This is a genomic window from Paraburkholderia sp. RL17-368-BIF-A (assembly GCF_046054045.1).
Taxonomy (GTDB): Bacteria; Pseudomonadota; Gammaproteobacteria; order Burkholderiales; family Burkholderiaceae; genus Paraburkholderia; species Paraburkholderia graminis.
Genome location: NZ_JARESN010000005.1, coordinates 174,461 through 190,275, shown reverse-complemented (window position 1 = coordinate 190,275; position 15,815 = coordinate 174,461). Strand labels below are relative to the sequence as shown.

Below are 15,815 nucleotides of genomic sequence, written 5' to 3'. Positions count from 1 at the left end.
TGTGAATGATCGCGCGTAATCGCGTGACGAAAAAAAGCTCCGGCAGGATTGCCGGAGCTTTTTCGCATGCATCGAACGGCGCATCGCGTCGGGAGCCGCGCTGAGAGCCGAATAAAGAGCCGTATAAAGAGCCGTGTAAAGAGCGGCTTCCGGCGCTATCTCGCCCACTCACGCAGCCGGTCAGCGCGCCGTCATGGCGGGCTGACCGATGCGCCCGCTCGTCACGCTTACTGCTGCATCACCGACAGCTTGTTCGACACCGACGTCACGCCCGCGACGCCCTTCGCTGCCTCGCCGGCCGCGTCGATCTGGCCTTGGTCGGGCACCGAACCCGTCAGCGTCACCGCGCCGCCGCGGGCACGCACGGAGATGTTCGACACGTCGACGCCTTGCGTCTTCGAGATCGCGGCGCGCACCTTGCGGCCGAGCTGGCTATTGGCCTTCTTGCTCGCCTTCGCGCTGGCGGCGGGGGCGGCTGTCGTGCCGGTTGCCGTTGCATCGCTTGCCTGAGCATAGACGTTGCATGCCACCACCATTGCCACCACCGAGCCCAGCGTCTTCAGAAAACCGACCGATTTCATATTTCTTCTCTCCTTAGCTTCATATTGGACCGCTTGAATAAGCGGCTTCGTTACGACTACCTGCGGCCCTGGCCGGGGCGCGACAATGCGCGCGGCGAGGCAATGGCCGGCTGTGGGCGGCGACACGAGATGCGAGAGGCACAAAGAGAGACCGGCTGCCTATACCGCACGCGCTGACGATACTGACCTGCATGCGATGCGGTACGGAAACCGGCAAGCCGCGAGATCCGCCGACGCGCCCGGTTCTTGTCTGTCGTGCCGGGTCGCGCCGCGCGAGACGTGTGTTCGCGGCAGCGATGCACAATTTAATCTAGCCGGGCCAGAAGCGCAAAGGGTTTAGTCATACGCGATGCGGGTCAGTGGCGATTCACCGGCGGGCGCAGTCACCCCGCAGTCACCCGCAGTCACCCGCAGTCACCTTTTGTTACGGCTTTCTCAGCGCGCGCCGATGCCGCGCATTCCGCCGCCGCGGCAATCTCAGGTACCATCGGCGCCACGCGCAGCGCCGCATTCCAGTTCACCTTCGACAGTCGCCGTCCCCGTCATCCGATGAAGCCAGTCCCCGGCCGCCTACGCCCTCCCCGCCTCGTCGCGCGTTTTGTCGCGATCTCATGGCGCGACCTCGCGGTCTCGTTCGGACCCATCTTCCTGATCGCCGTGGCCGCGATCTGGGTCGCCGTGCGCCTGATCCAGCCCGCGCCGCCCAGCACGCTGACCATCAGCGCCGGTCCCGAAGGCAGCACCTTCTGGAACGCCGCGCAGAAGTACAAGGAGATTCTGGCGCGCAACCGCATCACGTTGAAGGTGCTGCCCTCCGAAGGATCGCTGCAAAACCTCAAGCGGCTGTCCGACCCGAACTCGGACGTCGACGTCGGCTTCGTGCAGGACGGCATGGCGCCCGGCGCGGCGAGCAACGGGCTCATATCGCTTGGCAGCGTGTCGTATGTGCCGCTCGCGATCTTCTATCACGGCCCCACGGTTGCGCGGCTCGCCGAATTCAAGGGCCAGCGCCTCGCGGTCGGCGCCGAAGGCAGCGGCACGCGACAACTGGCGCTCGCGCTCCTCAAGGCGAACGGCATCGAGCCCGGCGGCACGACGAAGCTGCTGCCGCTTTCGGGCGACGACGCCGCGCAGGCGCTCGTCTCCGGCAAGGTGGATGCGGCATTTCTGGCCGGCGATTCCGCGCAGCCCGCAGTCATGGGCAAGCTTTACCGCACGCCGAACGTGCAGTTCTACGATTTTGTCCAGGCCGACGCGTACACACGGCGCTTCCCGTATCTGACGCAGCTCGAATTGCCGATGGGCGCGTTCGACCTCGGCAAGAATCTGCCGTCCGCGCCGATTCACATGGTCGCGCCGACCGCCGAACTGGTGGCGCGCGACTCGCTGCATCCGGCGCTGTCGGACCTTCTGATCGACGCCGCGCGCGAGGTACACGGCAAGGCGAATATCATGCAGCGCGCCGGCGAATTCCCCGCGCCGCTCGCCCACGACTTCCCGATCAGCGACGACGCCGCGCGCTACTACAAGTCGGGCAAGGGCTTCCTGTACCGGGTGTTGCCGTTCTGGCTCGCGAGCCTCGCCGACCGTCTGCTGGTGGTGGTCGTGCCGCTTATCGTGCTGCTGATTCCGGCGCTGCGGCTCGTGCCGTCGCTGTATGCGTGGCGCGTGAAGTCGCGCATCTATCGCTGGTACGGCGCGCTGATCGCGATCGAGCGCAGCGCGCTCAGCGATCATTCGGCGGCCGAGCGGGCGTCGCTGCTGCAACGGCTCGACGCCATCGAGGATTCGGTGAACGGTCTGAAGATGCCGCTCGCCTATGCCGACCAGTTCTATGTGCTGCGCGAGCATATCGGCTTCGTGCGGGCAAGGCTCACGCAAAGCCGCGACGGCCGGCGCGAGATGTCGGAGGCGTTCGATACCGCGGACGACGAAGCCGAGGAAGCGGAAGCTGCGGCCATCGAAGCAGACGGCACCGACCAGGCGGACAGCGCGGACCAGCCCGGCAAACCCGACGAACCCGACGCCGCGCCCGCCGCGCCGAATGAAGCCGCCGAGATCGGCGAAACCCGCGCCGACGAGCGCCGCAAACCAGATTGACGGTGCAAGCCGCTGCCGCACCGCGTAAGATCATTACAATTCCGACGATCTAGCAGACGCATCCGCCGATCTGTCGGACAGGCAATCCGGGAGACATATATGACCGTTGGCATCGACGCCGCGCAGCCGCTGTGGTTCTACGATTTCGTCTCGCCGTTCACGTACCTGCTGCTCGAGCAACACGACAAATGGCCGGGCTTCGACTTCGCCTTCACGCCCGTGGTGCTGAACGACCTGTATCGCCATTGGGGGCAGCGGCCGGCGTACAGCGTGCCGGCCAAGCGCACCTTCATGTACCGGCACGCGCTCTTTCGCGCGGAACAGCTCGGCATTCCCTACAAGATGCCGCCGGCCCATCCGTTCGACTCGATGAAGCCGCTGTTGCTCGCCACCGCCGCGCAGGCCGACGTGGTGTGCGTGCGCGAAATCTTCCGCTTCATCTGGCGCGAAGGCCGCGATCCTTCGACCGACGAGGCGTTCGCCGAACTGTGCGAGCGCGTCGGCATGCCCGATGGTCCGGAACTCATCAAGAGCGAGGAAGTGCAAGCCCAGTTGCGGCGCAATACGGCGGATGCAATCGGGCTCGGCGTCTACGGCGTGCCGACCTTTCGTCTGAACGACCAGTTGTTCTGGGGCGAGGACGCGTTGCCGATGGTGCTGTACTGCGCGCGCACGCCGAACTGGCTGGAATCGAGCGAAGTGAAGCGGATCAGCGCGTTGCCCTCGGGTCTCGCGGACCTTTGAACGCGGAGCACGCGGCGTGACGCGTGGTGGCCGCAAGCGCGGCATGACGCGCGGTGGCCGCGCTTGCGCGGCTGATGCCGGTCATACCGTGCCCGCTATGGCCGCCGCGGTGCAATCGGGCCTAAGGTTATAACCTTTGCGCGATGCATGACCCGCGTGTTGCCGGGCCTGCGCGCGGCTGACTTTCGGGCACCGGGGCACAACGCCCGCTCGCCTTCGCTTGGCTTCTACCATGGACGACACCGCCGCCTCCCTCGACATCTGGCTCGTGCGCGTGCTGCGCACGCTGCTTGTCGAGCGCAGCGTCACACAAGCCGCGCTGCGGCTCAATCAAACGCAGCCCGCGATCAGCACGGCGCTGCGCAAGCTGCGCGAGACGCTGAACGACCCGATCCTCGTGCGCGGGAAGTCCGGCATGGTGCCGACCGAATACGGCGAATCGCTGCTGGCGTCGGCGCAACGCGTGCTGCGCGAAGTCGATTTCGTGGCCACGCCGCACGGCGATTTCGATCCGGGCCGCTCGCGCCGCACGTTTCGCGTGGCCGCGCCCGATTATCTGAACGACTTCTTCATGCCGACCGTGATCGCGCAGTTTCGCGAGGCGGCGCCGCATGCGCGGCTCGAAATCGATTCGCTGAATCCGACGCTCGATCATTCCGCCGCGCTCGATGCCGGCGAGCTCGATCTCGTGATCGGCAACTGGCCGAAGCCCGATCCGCGTTTCGAGCGCAGCGATCTGTTCTCGGACACTGTCGTGTGCATGATGCGCGCGGATCATCCGCTGACGCGTGCGCCGCTTACGCGCGAAGCCTATCTCGCCGCGCCGCATCTCGCGCCGACGCCGTATAGCGGCGCGCGCGGCGGCGCGATCGACACGGGTTTCGCGCGCGCCAAAGCCGAGCGGCGCATCGTCGCCACGCTGCCCTACTTCGGCCTCGTGCCGCAGACGCTGCTGCAATCGGATCTCATCTTCACGACGACGCGTCGTTTCGCGACCCACTATGCGAGCATTCTGCCGCTCGCGGTGGTCGAGGCGCCGATTCCGTTTCCGCGTATCAAGTGTTATCAGATGTGGCATCCGCAGCCGGATCGCCCGAGTGATCTCGGCTGGCTGCGTGCGTTGATGTCCGGGGTGTCGGATGGGCTGGTCGCGCAGAAAGCGCGGGGGGCGAGGCGGGCGCGGTGAGTTGTGGCGTGATGGACTCACGCGCTCGATGCGTTTAAGGCTGTCCGGGCGCGTTGGACGTTTATCGCTACACGCTGAGAGGCCGCTTGTATTCCGCCTCCGTTTGCATTGAAGCACACGCAGCAGCCCGCCGCCCGCGAACCTGCAACAACTCCGCGCACACCGCGACGGCGATCATCGCAGGCGCCTTATCGACGATGCCGGGCACGCCGATCGGACACGTCATCTGCTCAAGCCGTTCAAGCTCCACGCCACGCTCCAGCAAACGCCGCTCGAACTTCACGCGCTTCGTCTTCGAACCGATCATGCCGAAGTAAGAAAAGTCGGTCCGCCGCATGATGCGTTCGGCGAGCGAAAAATCGAGCGCATGGTTATGCGTCATCACGAGAAACCATGCGCCGGGCGGCGCGGCGTCGACGATCGCATCGGGCGTGTCGGTAGCTTCGATCTGCACGTTCGCGGGCGTTTCGTCGGGAAAGAGTTCGTCGCGCTCGTCGACCCACTGAACCACGCACGGCAGATTGCCGAGCAACTCGATCAGCGCATGACCCACGTGTCCCGCGCCGAACAGCACGATGTGCATCGGCGCCGCGCGCGGTGCTTCCACCGCGCTGCGCCGCCCGATCTGGATGGAAGAGCAGTCTTTCATCGCGCTCATCCCTCTTCTCTGTTAGCGGCGCGCCGCGGACGTGGCCGCGCGTACCGCGCCGATTGCCTTGAGGATCTCCTCGCTCGTCGCGGGCGCGTTCAGCGGCGGATTCACCTTGTGATCGCCGACCGCCGAGACGGCGTCGCGAATCGCAAAGAACACGGAAAACGGCAGCAGCAACGGCGGCTCGCCGGTTGCCTTCGAACGATGGATGCTGTCCTCCGCGTTGCGGTTCTTGAAGAGCCGCACGTTGAAGACCGGCGGCGTATCGTTGACGGTCGGAATCTTGTACGTGGACGGCGCGTGCGTCATCAGCTTGCCGCCTGCGTTCCACCACAGCTCCTCGGTGGTGAGCCAGCCCATGCCCTGAATGAACGCGCCTTCGACCTGGCCGATGTCGAGCGCCGGGTTCAACGACGCGCCCACGTCATGCAGCGCGTCCGCGCGCAGCACGCGCATTTCGCCGGTCAGGGTGTCGATCACGACTTCCGACACGGCTGCGCCATACGAGTAGTAATAGAACGGCCGGCCTTGCAGCTTGGCCTGATCCCAGTACAGTTTCGGCGTCGCGTAAAAACCGTCGGACCACAACTGGATTCGCGCGAGGTACGCCTTCGCGATCACTTCTTCGAACGGCAAGACCGCCTCGCCGACGATCACGCGATCATGCGCGAAGCGCACGTCCGAAGCCTTCACCTCGCCCGCGCCAAAACGCTCGGCGGCGAACGCGGCGAGGCGCTCGCGCAGTTGACGCGCCGCGTCCTGCGCGGCTTTGCCGTTCAGATCGGAACCGGTCGATGCCGCCGTCGCCGATGTATTCGCGACCTTGCTCGTATCGGTCGCGGTCACGCGAATGCGATTGAAGCCGACGCCGAGTTCATGCGCGACGACCTGCGCGACCTTCGTGTTCAAGCCCTGGCCCATTTCGGTGCCGCCGTGGTTCACGAGCACCGAACCATCGGTATAAATATGCACGAGCGCGCCGGCCTGGTTGAAATGCGTGACGTTGAACGCAATGCCGAACTTGACCGGCGTGAGCGCGAGGCCTTTTTTGAGCACCTCATTGTTTGCGTTGAATTCGTCGATGGCCGCGCGGCGCGCGCGGTATTGGCTCGTCGCTTCGAGTTCGTCGATCAGTTCGTGAATCACGTTGTCTTCGACGACCTGGCCATACGGCGTCTGATTGCGCTCGGTCTTGCCATACAGATTGCGGCGGCGCACGTCGAGCGAATCTTCGCCGATGGAGCGCGCGACGTTATCCAGAATGTATTCGATCGCGAACGCGCCTTGCGGACCGCCGAAGCCGCGAAACGCGGTGTTCGATTGCGTGTTGGTCTTGCCGCAAAAGCCGTCGATGGCGACGTCCGAAAGCCAGTACGCGTTGTCGAAGTGACACAGCGCGCGCGTCATCACGGGGCCCGACAAATCCGCTGAAAAACCGCAGCGCGAAGTCATGTCGACCGCGACGCCTTCGATCACGCCCTTGTCGTCGTAGCCGACTTCATACGTGTAGTGGAAGTCATGGCGCTTGCCGGTGACCATCATGTCGTCGTCGCGATCGGGGCGCAGCTTGACCGGGCACAACAGCTTCCAGGCGGCGAGCGCCGCGCAGCACGCGAACAAGCCCGACTGCGATTCCTTGCCGCCGAAACCGCCGCCCATGCGCCGGCATTCGATCAGCACGTTATGCGATGCAACGCCCAGCGCGTGCGCGACGAGATGCTGCATTTCGGTCGGGTGCTGCGTCGAACAGTAGACGTGCATGCCGTCATCGTCCTTGGGCACCGCGTAGGAGATTTGCCCTTCGAGATAAAACTGTTCCTGGCCGCCGAGCAGCATTTCGCCGGCATCTCGATGCGCGGCTCGCGCGATCTTCGTTCCCGCTTCGCCGCGCGCGAGCTTCATCGGCGGCAACACGTATTGATTGGCGGCGCGCGCCTGCTGCGCGGTGAGGATTGCGGGCAGTTCCTCATAGACGATCTCGGCGCGGCGTGCGGCAAGCCGCGCGATTTCGTGCGACGTCGCGACCACAATGAAGACCGGCTGACCGACGTATTGCACGATGCCATCGGCGAGAATCGGATCGTCGCCGTGGACGATCGGCGCGACATCGTTCGCGCCGGGAATGTCGTCGGCCGTGAAGACCGCGACCACGCCGGGCGTCGCGCGCACTTTGTCGAGCGACATCGACACGATCTTCGCGTGCGCTTTGGCCGACAGACCGAGCGCCGCGTGCAGCGTGCCCGCGACTGCGGGAATGTCGTCGGTGTAAGTGGCGCGGCCGCTCACGTGCAGATGCGCCGATTCATGCGGACGCGATACGTGGACCTGCGTGAAGTCGTCGAGTGCCTGAGCGTCTTTCAGGAATGGTTCGGCATGCTGATTCATTGTTGTGTTCTCCGTGTTGCTCGTGGATCGCGCGCGTCAGGCGCTTGCGGCGGCGTTGAGCTGACCGCCGATGTCAACGTCGACGCCGGTAGGCGCGCAGGCTGCTTCGACCGCGCGCACATCGAGCGCGCTTTTCGGCAGCGGATTATGCGGACGCGTTTCGAGCCAGAAGCGATACAAGGTGTTTTTCGCGGCTTCCAGACGATAGTTGCTGGTCGCGCGCATGTCGGAGAGCGGCGCGTAGTCGTTGCCGAGCGCGAGCATCGCGGCCTGTGCGGTGGCTTCGTGCCATTCGGCATCGCGCAGTACGGCTTCGGCATGCGTCGCGCGCTTCGGCGTCGCCGCCATGCCGCCGAATGCGATGCGCGGCTCGCGAATCAGCTTGCCATCCGCGATGAACGAGAACGCCGCGCACACGGCCGAAATGTCCGAGTCGAAGCGCTTCGACAGCTTGTACGTGCGAAATTGCAGCTTCTCGCGCACGCCGGTGCGAGTCGGCACCTTCACGCTCACGACGAACTCATGCTCGGCCATATCCTTCTTCTGATAAGCGAGGTACAAATCTTCGAGCGGCATTTCGCGTTCGATCGCACCGCCGCGCACAATCACGCGCGCGCCCAACGCGATGAGGCCGGGCATGGAGTCGCCGATCGGCGAGCCGTTGGCGATATTGCCGCCGAGCGTGCCTGCGTTGCGGACCGGCAGCGACGCGAAGCGTTGCCACATCTCCGTCAGTTCGGGGTACTGCCTGGCGATCTCCGCATAGGCTTTTTCGACGGTGACGCCCGCGCCTATTTCGATCCACTCGCCGCGCGTTTCGAGCTTCTGCAATTCGGCGATCTGCCCCACGTAGACCACATTGCCGAGCTCGCGCATCTGCTTGGTGACCCACAAGCCGATGTCCGTGCTGCCCGCGAGAATGCGCGCGGCCGGCTCGGCCTCTTTGATCTGCGCGAGCGCTTCGACGGTGCGCGGCGCGTGAAAGCGCTGACCGGCGTGTTCGTAATGGAAGGTGTCGTCGCGTTGCAGTGTGGCGAGCGAGCGCGCCAAGGCGTCGACGTTGACCGGCGCCTTGGGCGCGGGCGCTTCGAACATGCGCACGGCTGCATCGACGATCGGACGATAGCCGGTGCAGCGGCACAGATTGCCCGTCAGCGCATTGCTGATCGTTTCGCGCGACGGCACAGTCCGGTTCGCGCAGCTATGTTCGTGACCGTGCTTTTCATACAGCGACCACATCGACATGACAAAGCCCGGCGTGCAGAAACCGCACTGCGAGCCGTGGCATTCGACCATCGCCTCCTGCACCGGATGCAGCGAGCCGTCATGCTGGCGCAGGTCTTCGACGGTGAAGAGCGCCTTGCCGTCGAGCGTCGGCATGAACTGGATGCAGGCGTTGACCGTCTTGAAGTCGACGCCGCCCGCTTCGTTGCGCTCGCCGATCACGACCGTGCAGGCGCCGCAATCGCCTTCGGCGCAGCCTTCCTTGGTGCCTGTGCAATGCGCGTCTTCGCGCAGATACTGGAGGACCGTGCGGGTGACGGGCGCGTCCGTGATCTCGCGGATCGCGTTGCGGTGATAGAAGCGAATCGGCTCAGTCATGTCTCGTGCTCTCGATGTTCTCGAATCTCGTGTGCGGCTGCCAGCGCCGCGGGGATGGTTCGAAAACTATCACCGTCAATAAATAGAACCCATAGCGGCAATCGCATGCGGGACATATTCGCAAAGCGATATTGAGATGAGTTTGGCGGGCGGTTGGCTTATGTTGGGTGGCCGGATTGAGGTGTTTTCTGTACTGACGTTGCGTTTGGGACAGTATTTGTGTTTCCCCGCAGTCGTATTGCTCGGCGAACGGAGCGTTTCTCGCGACGTAAGCGGCATTTTCCTAGCGTTTCACGCCCGCTTTCGTCCGATGATTATTAAGCAAACGCTGCAAGGGAATCGGTTCCATGGGAAAATCACGCCTTCCCGCCGTTTTCAAGTCTCGTTTTCCCCATGTCCACCGATTCAGCGACACCTCGCAGCGAACTGGCGACGACCCTGCAGATCATTCCGGTCGTCTTTTTCACGTTTCTTTGCTACCTCACGATCGGCATTCCGCTCGCCGTGCTGCCGGGCTACGTGCACGACGACCTTGGCTACAGCGCCGTGCTCGCGGGCGCGGCGATCAGCGTGCAATACCTCGCGACGCTGGCGTCGCGGCCGCTCGCCGGCCGTTCCGCCGACACGCTCGGGCCGAAGCGCACCGTGTCGATCGGCTTGCTCGGATGCGGCGCGAGCGGCGTTCTGTTGCTGCTGGCCGTGTTGTGCGGACGCTGGCCGGTGGCGAGTCTCGCGCTGCTCGTCTGCAGCCGGCTCGTGCTCGGATTCGGCGAGAGCCTGTGCGGCACCGGCGCCATTCTCTGGGGGATCGGCCGCGTGGGCACGAGCAACAATGCGCGGGTCATCTCATGGAACGGCATTGCCACGTATGGCGCGCTCGCCGTCGGCGCGCCGCTCGGCGTGGCGATCGAGCGGACGGTCGGCTTCGCGGCGCTCGGCATTCTGGTGATGCTGCTGGCGGCGCTCGGCTTCTATCTTGCGCGCTCGATCGCGCCGGTGCCCCTCGTGCATGGCGAGCGCATGTCGTACCGAAGCGTATTCACGCGCGTGCTGCCGCACGGCATCGGCCTCGCGCTCGGCTCGGCCGGTTTTGGATCGATCGCGACGTTTATCACGTTGTTCTATGCGGCGAAGCAGTGGCCGAACGCGGCGTTGTCGCTAACGGTGTTCGGCACGCTCTTCATCGGCGCGCGGCTGCTGTTTGCCAACACGATTAAAACCTATGGCGGATTCCGCGTCGCGATTGCTTCGTTTTCGTTCGAGTGTGCCGGCTTGCTGATGCTGTGGCTCGCACCCGAGCCGCATGTGGCGCTGGCGGGCGCGGCGCTGACGGGGTTCGGATTCGCGCTGGTTTTTCCGGCGCTTGGCGTCGAAGCCGTCGGGCTCGTGCCGCCCGCAAGCCGGGGCGCGGCTTTGTCGGCTTATTCGGTGTTTCTCGACTTGTCGCTCGGCATTACCGGTCCGTTGGCCGGATACATTGCCGGCGAGTTTGGATACGGGTCGGTGTTTCTGTTTGCGGCTATTGCGGCGGCGGCGGCTGTTGGGCTTTCGTCCTTCCTTTATCTTCGCGATGCGAGGGTTAGGAAGATGCCTGCGGCGCTTTGAGGTGCGGCTGCGTCGGTGGGGTTCCGACGCAGAAGATTCGTCCTGTGGTGTTGCACCTATCCCGCCTGTGGTCCGTACTCGGTCACCACAGGCGGCTTCGGTTTCGGTTTCGGCGGATTCGGCACGCTCTGCTGCGGTGCGTTGCGCCGGATCGTGTCATCGCTGGCACCCATCAGATTCAACGTGTTGTCGCGCGCCTCGATTTTCACGGGGTCCGTTTTCTTCCACTGCTTCTTCGGGATCACCAGCTTCCACGTCGCGTCCTTGCCGGCGTTGCGGAAGAAGGCGACCACTCCTACGAATTGCGCGTCGCCGTTCATCGGCTCGCTAATGCTCGCACTGGCGTCGGGCCGTAGCACGACGTCTTTCGTCGCCAGCAGGTCGGCTTTTAGCGCATCCAGATCGTTCGTTTGCAATTGCTGGTAGTCGAGCTGCTGGAACGTCTGCGGCGTCTTCAGTTGATAGATCCGCACCACCGTCGACAACGATTGCCCGTCGCCGTTTGCATTCAACGATGACCGGCTCACGAGGTCCACGTTCATCGTTTTCACTTGCGTCGTGAACGCCCATTTCGCTGCGTCCACTGTGCTGTCCGTCACCGCCTGCCCGACCCCGCAGCCGGTGACGGCAAGCATGGCCAGGACAACGATTCCACTGGTTCGAAGCTGCCGCATCATCCTTTGTTCCTTTTACGTCCCACGTCCGTTTGAACGCCTGTTAGTGCGCGGGTCGCGATGAATCGCGCCCGTGGCTGTTGCCGTGAGTGGCGTGCTGTTCGCTGCTGCCGGTACACTCGCCGAGCTGGACGCGTGCAAGCGCCGCAGTTGCGTCGTGTAGCCGAGACTGCACAAGCGCTATGCCAGCGTCACGGCTCGCGCCGGGTCGAGCGCGGTCAGCTCGCCCGTTAACGCGTCGATCCGCGCGCCGAGCGCAACTTTGTCGGCATCCTTACGATTCGTTCGAATCTTCAATAGACGCAGCAGGTGATGCTTGGCTTCGAACGCAAGAGACGGCTCCCACGCGGCCAGCTCGAACCGTTGCGCAGTGCGCTCGACTGTGGACAGCAGATGGAGCGCGGTGTCCGCGCGGTCGGCGCGTTCGGCCACGCGCGCCATCACCAGTTGCCGCACGAAGCGCTCGCGCTCGCCAAGTCCGCCGTGCTGCGCGGGCAGGCGTTGCAGCCATGCGAAGGCCGCGTCCAGCCCCTGCTGGGCGGCAAGATCGGACGCCTGCGCCTCGGTTTCCGCCCAGTCGCTATCCGCCGACGAAGCGCTCACCGGCGCTACCGCCTCGCCGCGCTCGACGTCGCGCACGGTCGCATAGCGCGCGATCCATTCGAGCGTCGCGTCGTCGGCGAACGGCGAGCCGTCGGAGAAAGCAAGCTGGTCGAGGCCCGGTAAGCGCTCGAGCATCAGCGCGCAGTCGGTTGCCGCCAGATCGCGGACCTGCGCATATTCACCGCCCGCCTGGTCCTGGGCGCTGAATGCGTAGTACTGCAGGTCGAGCCAGAAATGATTTGCGCCTTCGGCAAACGCCGCCTCCACGCGATCCAGCAGTTCGGGCCATTGCTTTTGCAACAGCAGGCGTTTCAGGTGCGAGCGCAGTTCGGCGCGCGGCGCGACGAGCCTCGTCTTGCCGCCCGCTTCGTGCGGCGGCACTTCGGTGAGCGTGTCCCAGCGCACGCAGCGCATCAGACGGTAGGCCGCCAGATACCCATGCGGCTGCTCGCGCAGAAACTGCGCCATCTGACGCGCGCGGTCCAGCAGTTCGCGGGTCGAAGAAACTTCGGTGGCCATTGCCGGCAGCGCGGACGGAATCGAGCTGGACGGCGTGTCGCTGCTCGCGCTGTGCGCAGGCAGCGGCGTTTCCACGCGGCTTTCGAAGCGGCGAAATAGCGGGTCGAGCTGAGGGCGCGCGTCTTCCGGCCATTGCGCCGTGCGCTCGGTGATCAGCGCGAGCGCGGATAGCGTGCGTTCGAGCAGCGTGTCCGACAGACCTTGCACGCGGTCGAGCCGGTCCGCGAAGGTGCTGCCCGCGAGCCATTCGAGCGCGGCCTTGCGCGTCCCGGCGCGAGCGGGCAGCAACGCCTCGCCAAAACGGTCGATGAGCGCCGACAGCAGCTCGAAGCCCGACGCAACGCCTTCGGCGCCGTCGCGGCGCATGCGTCCATAGACGTAGTACACGGCGAGGCGCGCGTCTTTCGCGTTCTGCTTAAGCAGGCGCTCGGTGGTGTCGACGATCAGCGTGTCGTCGATGTCCGACAGCCGCGCGACCTCTTCCTTGATCGCGAGGAAGTCGTCGTCGTAACCGGGGTCGGCGCCGACAGGTGCACCCTCGCTGATCGGGCGCAGCCAGTCGTCCCACCGTCCCTGGGTCGAACGGGCAAGGTCGGACGGCGTGCGTGCGCCGAACAGCGCGCTTAGAAGATTGGTCAGCATGAGGGCCCTGCGGATCGTTCGACGGCCAACGCAGCGACTGCCACGTTTCCTGCGGGTTGCAGTAGTGCAGGCTTTGCCCGTCGAGCGTAAATAGCGTGCACGTCACGCCCGCTCACCAATCTCGGGTTTGTTACGTACTTGTCGAAGTTTTCCTGCAGATCGGCCATCGCTCACGCTCCCCTTTTTGATATCGCCGCGCACGCGCTCCTTTCGTGCTGCTTACTAGTACTGCCACATGTTTTTGGGGAGTAACGGTAACCGTTTCCGCATGCGCCGTGAATAGCGTTCAAGCTATTTTTTCAGTCTTGACGAATTTTTTCAAAATGCAAATTTCAAGACGAAATCCATGTGTTAAATATTCGCCATTGACGTTGGTTGTACTGATTGATGTCTCAACACTCAAGATCCTTAAGGACATAAAAAATGGCAAACAGCTTCCAGAACGAAGTACCAAAAGCAAGAATCAATATCAAGCTGGACTTGCACACTGGAGGCGCGCAGAAGAAGGTGGAACTCCCGCTCAAGCTGCTAGTCATGGGCGACTACAGCAACGGTCAGGACACGCGAGCGCTCGCGGAACGAACCAAGGTCGACATCAACAAGAACAACTTCAATTCGGTGCTCGCGGATTACAGCCCGAAAGCAAAGATCGCTGTCGAGAACACGCTTGCAGGTGACGGCTCGGAATTGCCGGTCGCGCTCGAATTCAAGTCAATGGACGACTTCAGGCCGGACGTCGTGGCGAGCAAGGTGCCCGAACTTCGCGCGCTGATGGCCGCGCGCAATCTGCTGCGCGATCTCAAGTCGAACCTGCTCGACAACGCAACGTTCCGTCGTGAACTTGAAAAGATCCTCAAGAACCCGGCCTTGTCCGATCGCCTGCGTACCGATCTGCAGCAAATCGGTGAATCCGCACCGGCAGCACAACAATAATCGCCGATCATCGAGGAATCTCAACCATGGCAAACAACCAAACGGCAGTTCACGATTCGGCGGCGGCAGACACAGTTGTGCTGGACGCCCCGGGTAAAAGCGTCTACGAATCCCTCTGCGAAAAAATCAACCTGACGCCTGTCAAGCAGACGCGCCCGTTCGACTCGTTCCAGAACGCGGACTCGCTGTCGGAATCCTCGCTCGACGAGCGCGTCGCCCAGGCAATGGGCGTGTTCCTGAAAATGATCAAGGACTCGTCGCAGCAGGTGGATCGTCTCGACAAGAGCCTGCTCGACTTTCATATTGCCCATCTCGATCGGCAGATCAGCCGTCAGCTCGACGCGATCATGCACAACGAAACGTTCCAGCAGATTGAATCGGCATGGCGCGGGCTGAAGTTCCTGGTCGATCGCACAGATTTCCGCAAGAACGTGCGGATCGAAGTGCTCGACGTATCGAAGGAACAGTTGCGCCAGGACTTCGAGGACACGCCCGAAGTCATTCAGAGCGGCCTGTACCTGCACACCTACATTCAGGAATACGATACGCCGGGCGGCGAGCCGATCGGCTCGATCATCTCGAACTATGAGTTCGACCGCAGCGCGCAGGACATCGCACTGCTGCGCAATATTTCGAAGGTGTCGGCGGCTGCCCACATGCCGTTCATCGGCTCGGTGTCGCCCAAGTTTTTCGGCAAGGATTCAATGGAAGAAGTCGCGAGCATCCGCGACATCGGCAACTATTTCGACCGTGCCGAATACCTGAAGTGGAAGAGCTTCCGCGAATCGGACGACGCCCGTTATATCGGTCTCACGCTGCCGCGCTTCCTCGCCCGCTTGCCGTATGGCCCGGACACCGCGCCGGTGCGTGCGTTCAACTATGAAGAAGCGGTCAAAGGCCCGGATCACACGCGTTATCTGTGGGCAAATGCGTCGTTCGCGTTTGCCGCCAACATGGTGAAGAGCTTCATCAAGAACGGCTGGTGTGTGCAGATTCGCGGTCCCCAGGCAGGCGGTCTCGTCGAAGACCTGCCGATCCACCTGTATGACCTCGGCACCGGTAACCAGGCCAAGATTCCGAGCGAAGTGCTGATTCCGGAAACGCGCGAGTTCGAGTTCTCCAACCTCGGCTTCATTCCGCTGTCGTACTACAAGAACCACGACTTCGCGTGCTTCTTCTCGGCACATTCGGCGCAGAAGCCGGCGCTGTACGACACGAAGGAAGCCACGGCGAATAGCCGCGTCAACGCCCGTCTGCCGTACATCTTCCTGCTCTCCCGTATTGCGCACTATCTGAAGCTGATTCAGCGCGAGAACATCGGTACGACAAAAGATCGCCGTCTGCTCGAGCTCGAACTGAACACGTGGGTCAAGTCGCTCGTCACCGAAATGACGGACCCGGGCGACGACCTGCAGGCATCGCACCCGCTGCGTGAGGCGAAGGTGATCGTTGAAGACATCGAGGACAACCCGGGCTTCTTCCGCGTCAAGCTTTTCATCGTGCCGCACTTCCAGATCGAAGGGATGGACATCAACCTGTCGCTCGTCTCGCAAATGCCGAAGGCAAAGAACTAGGTATCGCTGTCAGAC

12 protein-coding genes are annotated in these 15,815 nt (G+C 63.5%); 6 read left to right on the top strand and 6 right to left on the bottom strand.

Annotation, left to right across the window (positions count from 1 at the left end):
• Positions 1-227: 227 nt before the first annotated feature.
• Positions 228-581, bottom strand: a complete 354-nt coding sequence (locus P0D87_RS11345) for a BON domain-containing protein (protein WP_006047823.1) — start codon at positions 579-581, stop codon at positions 228-230.
• A gap of 549 nt (positions 582-1,130) precedes the next feature.
• On the opposite strand from P0D87_RS11345, the gene P0D87_RS11340 reads away from it, so the two are divergent.
• The 3 genes from P0D87_RS11340 (at position 1,131) to P0D87_RS11330 (ending at position 4,611) form a co-directional block, all read left to right on the top strand.
• Positions 1,131-2,681, top strand: coding sequence for a TAXI family TRAP transporter solute-binding subunit (locus P0D87_RS11340; RefSeq protein ID WP_053857570.1), 1,551 nt, complete (start codon positions 1,131-1,133; stop codon positions 2,679-2,681).
• 99 nt (positions 2,682-2,780) lie between these two features.
• On the top strand, positions 2,781-3,425 hold the full coding sequence (locus P0D87_RS11335; RefSeq protein ID WP_053857569.1) for a 2-hydroxychromene-2-carboxylate isomerase: 645 nt from the start codon (positions 2,781-2,783) through the stop codon (positions 3,423-3,425).
• Between the two features lie 232 nt (positions 3,426-3,657).
• Positions 3,658-4,611 (top strand): LysR family transcriptional regulator, encoded by a 954-nt coding sequence (locus P0D87_RS11330; RefSeq protein WP_053857568.1) that lies wholly within the window; start codon positions 3,658-3,660, stop codon positions 4,609-4,611.
• A 67-nt stretch (positions 4,612-4,678) separates the two neighbouring features.
• Here P0D87_RS11330 and xdhC read toward each other — a convergent pair whose 3' ends face one another.
• Genes xdhC through xdhA form a run of 3 tightly spaced genes read right to left on the bottom strand, consistent with a single transcriptional unit; the run spans position 4,679 to position 9,250 of the window.
• On the bottom strand, positions 4,679-5,260 hold the full coding sequence (gene xdhC / locus P0D87_RS11325; RefSeq protein WP_053858957.1) for a xanthine dehydrogenase accessory protein XdhC: 582 nt from the start codon (positions 5,258-5,260) through the stop codon (positions 4,679-4,681).
• Positions 5,261-5,281: 21 nt separating this feature from the next.
• A complete protein-coding gene (gene xdhB / locus P0D87_RS11320) occupies positions 5,282-7,648 on the bottom strand; it encodes a xanthine dehydrogenase molybdopterin binding subunit (RefSeq protein WP_053857567.1) in 2,367 nt (788 codons plus the stop codon).
• 36 nt (positions 7,649-7,684) lie between these two features.
• Positions 7,685-9,250, bottom strand: coding sequence for a xanthine dehydrogenase small subunit (gene xdhA, locus P0D87_RS11315; protein ID WP_053857566.1), 1,566 nt, complete (start codon positions 9,248-9,250; stop codon positions 7,685-7,687).
• Between the two features lie 393 nt (positions 9,251-9,643).
• Here xdhA and P0D87_RS11310 point away from each other — a divergent pair, with 393 nt between their 5' ends.
• Positions 9,644-10,855: an MFS transporter gene (locus tag P0D87_RS11310; RefSeq protein WP_408636821.1), complete on the top strand. Its 1,212-nt coding sequence runs from the start codon at positions 9,644-9,646 to the stop codon at positions 10,853-10,855.
• A gap of 56 nt (positions 10,856-10,911) precedes the next feature.
• Here the strand turns inward: P0D87_RS11310 and tssJ are convergent, their stop codons facing one another.
• Both tssJ and tssA read right to left on the bottom strand, forming a co-directional pair.
• Positions 10,912-11,532, bottom strand: coding sequence for a type VI secretion system lipoprotein TssJ (gene tssJ / locus P0D87_RS11305; RefSeq protein WP_053857564.1), 621 nt, complete (start codon positions 11,530-11,532; stop codon positions 10,912-10,914).
• Between the two features lie 177 nt (positions 11,533-11,709).
• Positions 11,710-13,293 (bottom strand): type VI secretion system protein TssA, encoded by a 1,584-nt coding sequence (tssA, locus tag P0D87_RS11300; RefSeq protein ID WP_053857563.1) that lies wholly within the window; start codon positions 13,291-13,293, stop codon positions 11,710-11,712.
• Positions 13,294-13,716: 423 nt separating this feature from the next.
• Between tssA and tssB the strand changes: the two genes are divergently transcribed.
• Positions 13,717-14,226 carry a type VI secretion system contractile sheath small subunit gene (tssB, locus tag P0D87_RS11295; RefSeq protein WP_053857562.1) on the top strand — a complete coding sequence of 170 codons (510 nt, stop codon included), beginning with the start codon at positions 13,717-13,719 and terminating at the stop codon, positions 14,224-14,226.
• A 26-nt stretch (positions 14,227-14,252) separates the two neighbouring features.
• The gene (gene tssC, locus P0D87_RS11290) at positions 14,253-15,800 is read left to right on the top strand and encodes a type VI secretion system contractile sheath large subunit (RefSeq protein WP_053857561.1); all 1,548 of its coding nucleotides are present in this window, start codon (positions 14,253-14,255) and stop codon (positions 15,798-15,800) included.
• Positions 15,801-15,815: the final 15 nt, after the last annotated feature.

Excerpts from the sequence above, each read along its gene's own strand:
- P0D87_RS11345 (WP_006047823.1), bottom strand. The coding sequence starts at position 581 with ATGAAATCGGTCGGTTTTCTGAAGACGCTGGGCTCGGTGGTGGCAATG.
- P0D87_RS11340 (WP_053857570.1), top strand. The coding sequence starts at position 1,131 with ATGAAGCCAGTCCCCGGCCGCCTACGCCCTCCCCGCCTCGTCGCGCGT.
- P0D87_RS11335 (WP_053857569.1), top strand. The coding sequence starts at position 2,781 with ATGACCGTTGGCATCGACGCCGCGCAGCCGCTGTGGTTCTACGATTTC.
- P0D87_RS11330 (WP_053857568.1), top strand. The coding sequence starts at position 3,658 with ATGGACGACACCGCCGCCTCCCTCGACATCTGGCTCGTGCGCGTGCTG.
- xdhC (WP_053858957.1), bottom strand. The coding sequence starts at position 5,260 with ATGAAAGACTGCTCTTCCATCCAGATCGGGCGGCGCAGCGCGGTGGAA.
- xdhB (WP_053857567.1), bottom strand. The coding sequence starts at position 7,648 with ATGAATCAGCATGCCGAACCATTCCTGAAAGACGCTCAGGCACTCGAC.
- xdhA (WP_053857566.1), bottom strand. The coding sequence starts at position 9,250 with ATGACTGAGCCGATTCGCTTCTATCACCGCAACGCGATCCGCGAGATC.
- P0D87_RS11310 (WP_408636821.1), top strand. The coding sequence starts at position 9,644 with ATGTCCACCGATTCAGCGACACCTCGCAGCGAACTGGCGACGACCCTG.
- tssJ (WP_053857564.1), bottom strand. The coding sequence starts at position 11,532 with ATGATGCGGCAGCTTCGAACCAGTGGAATCGTTGTCCTGGCCATGCTT.
- tssA (WP_053857563.1), bottom strand. The coding sequence starts at position 13,293 with ATGCTGACCAATCTTCTAAGCGCGCTGTTCGGCGCACGCACGCCGTCC.
- tssB (WP_053857562.1), top strand. The coding sequence starts at position 13,717 with ATGGCAAACAGCTTCCAGAACGAAGTACCAAAAGCAAGAATCAATATC.
- tssC (WP_053857561.1), top strand. The coding sequence starts at position 14,253 with ATGGCAAACAACCAAACGGCAGTTCACGATTCGGCGGCGGCAGACACA.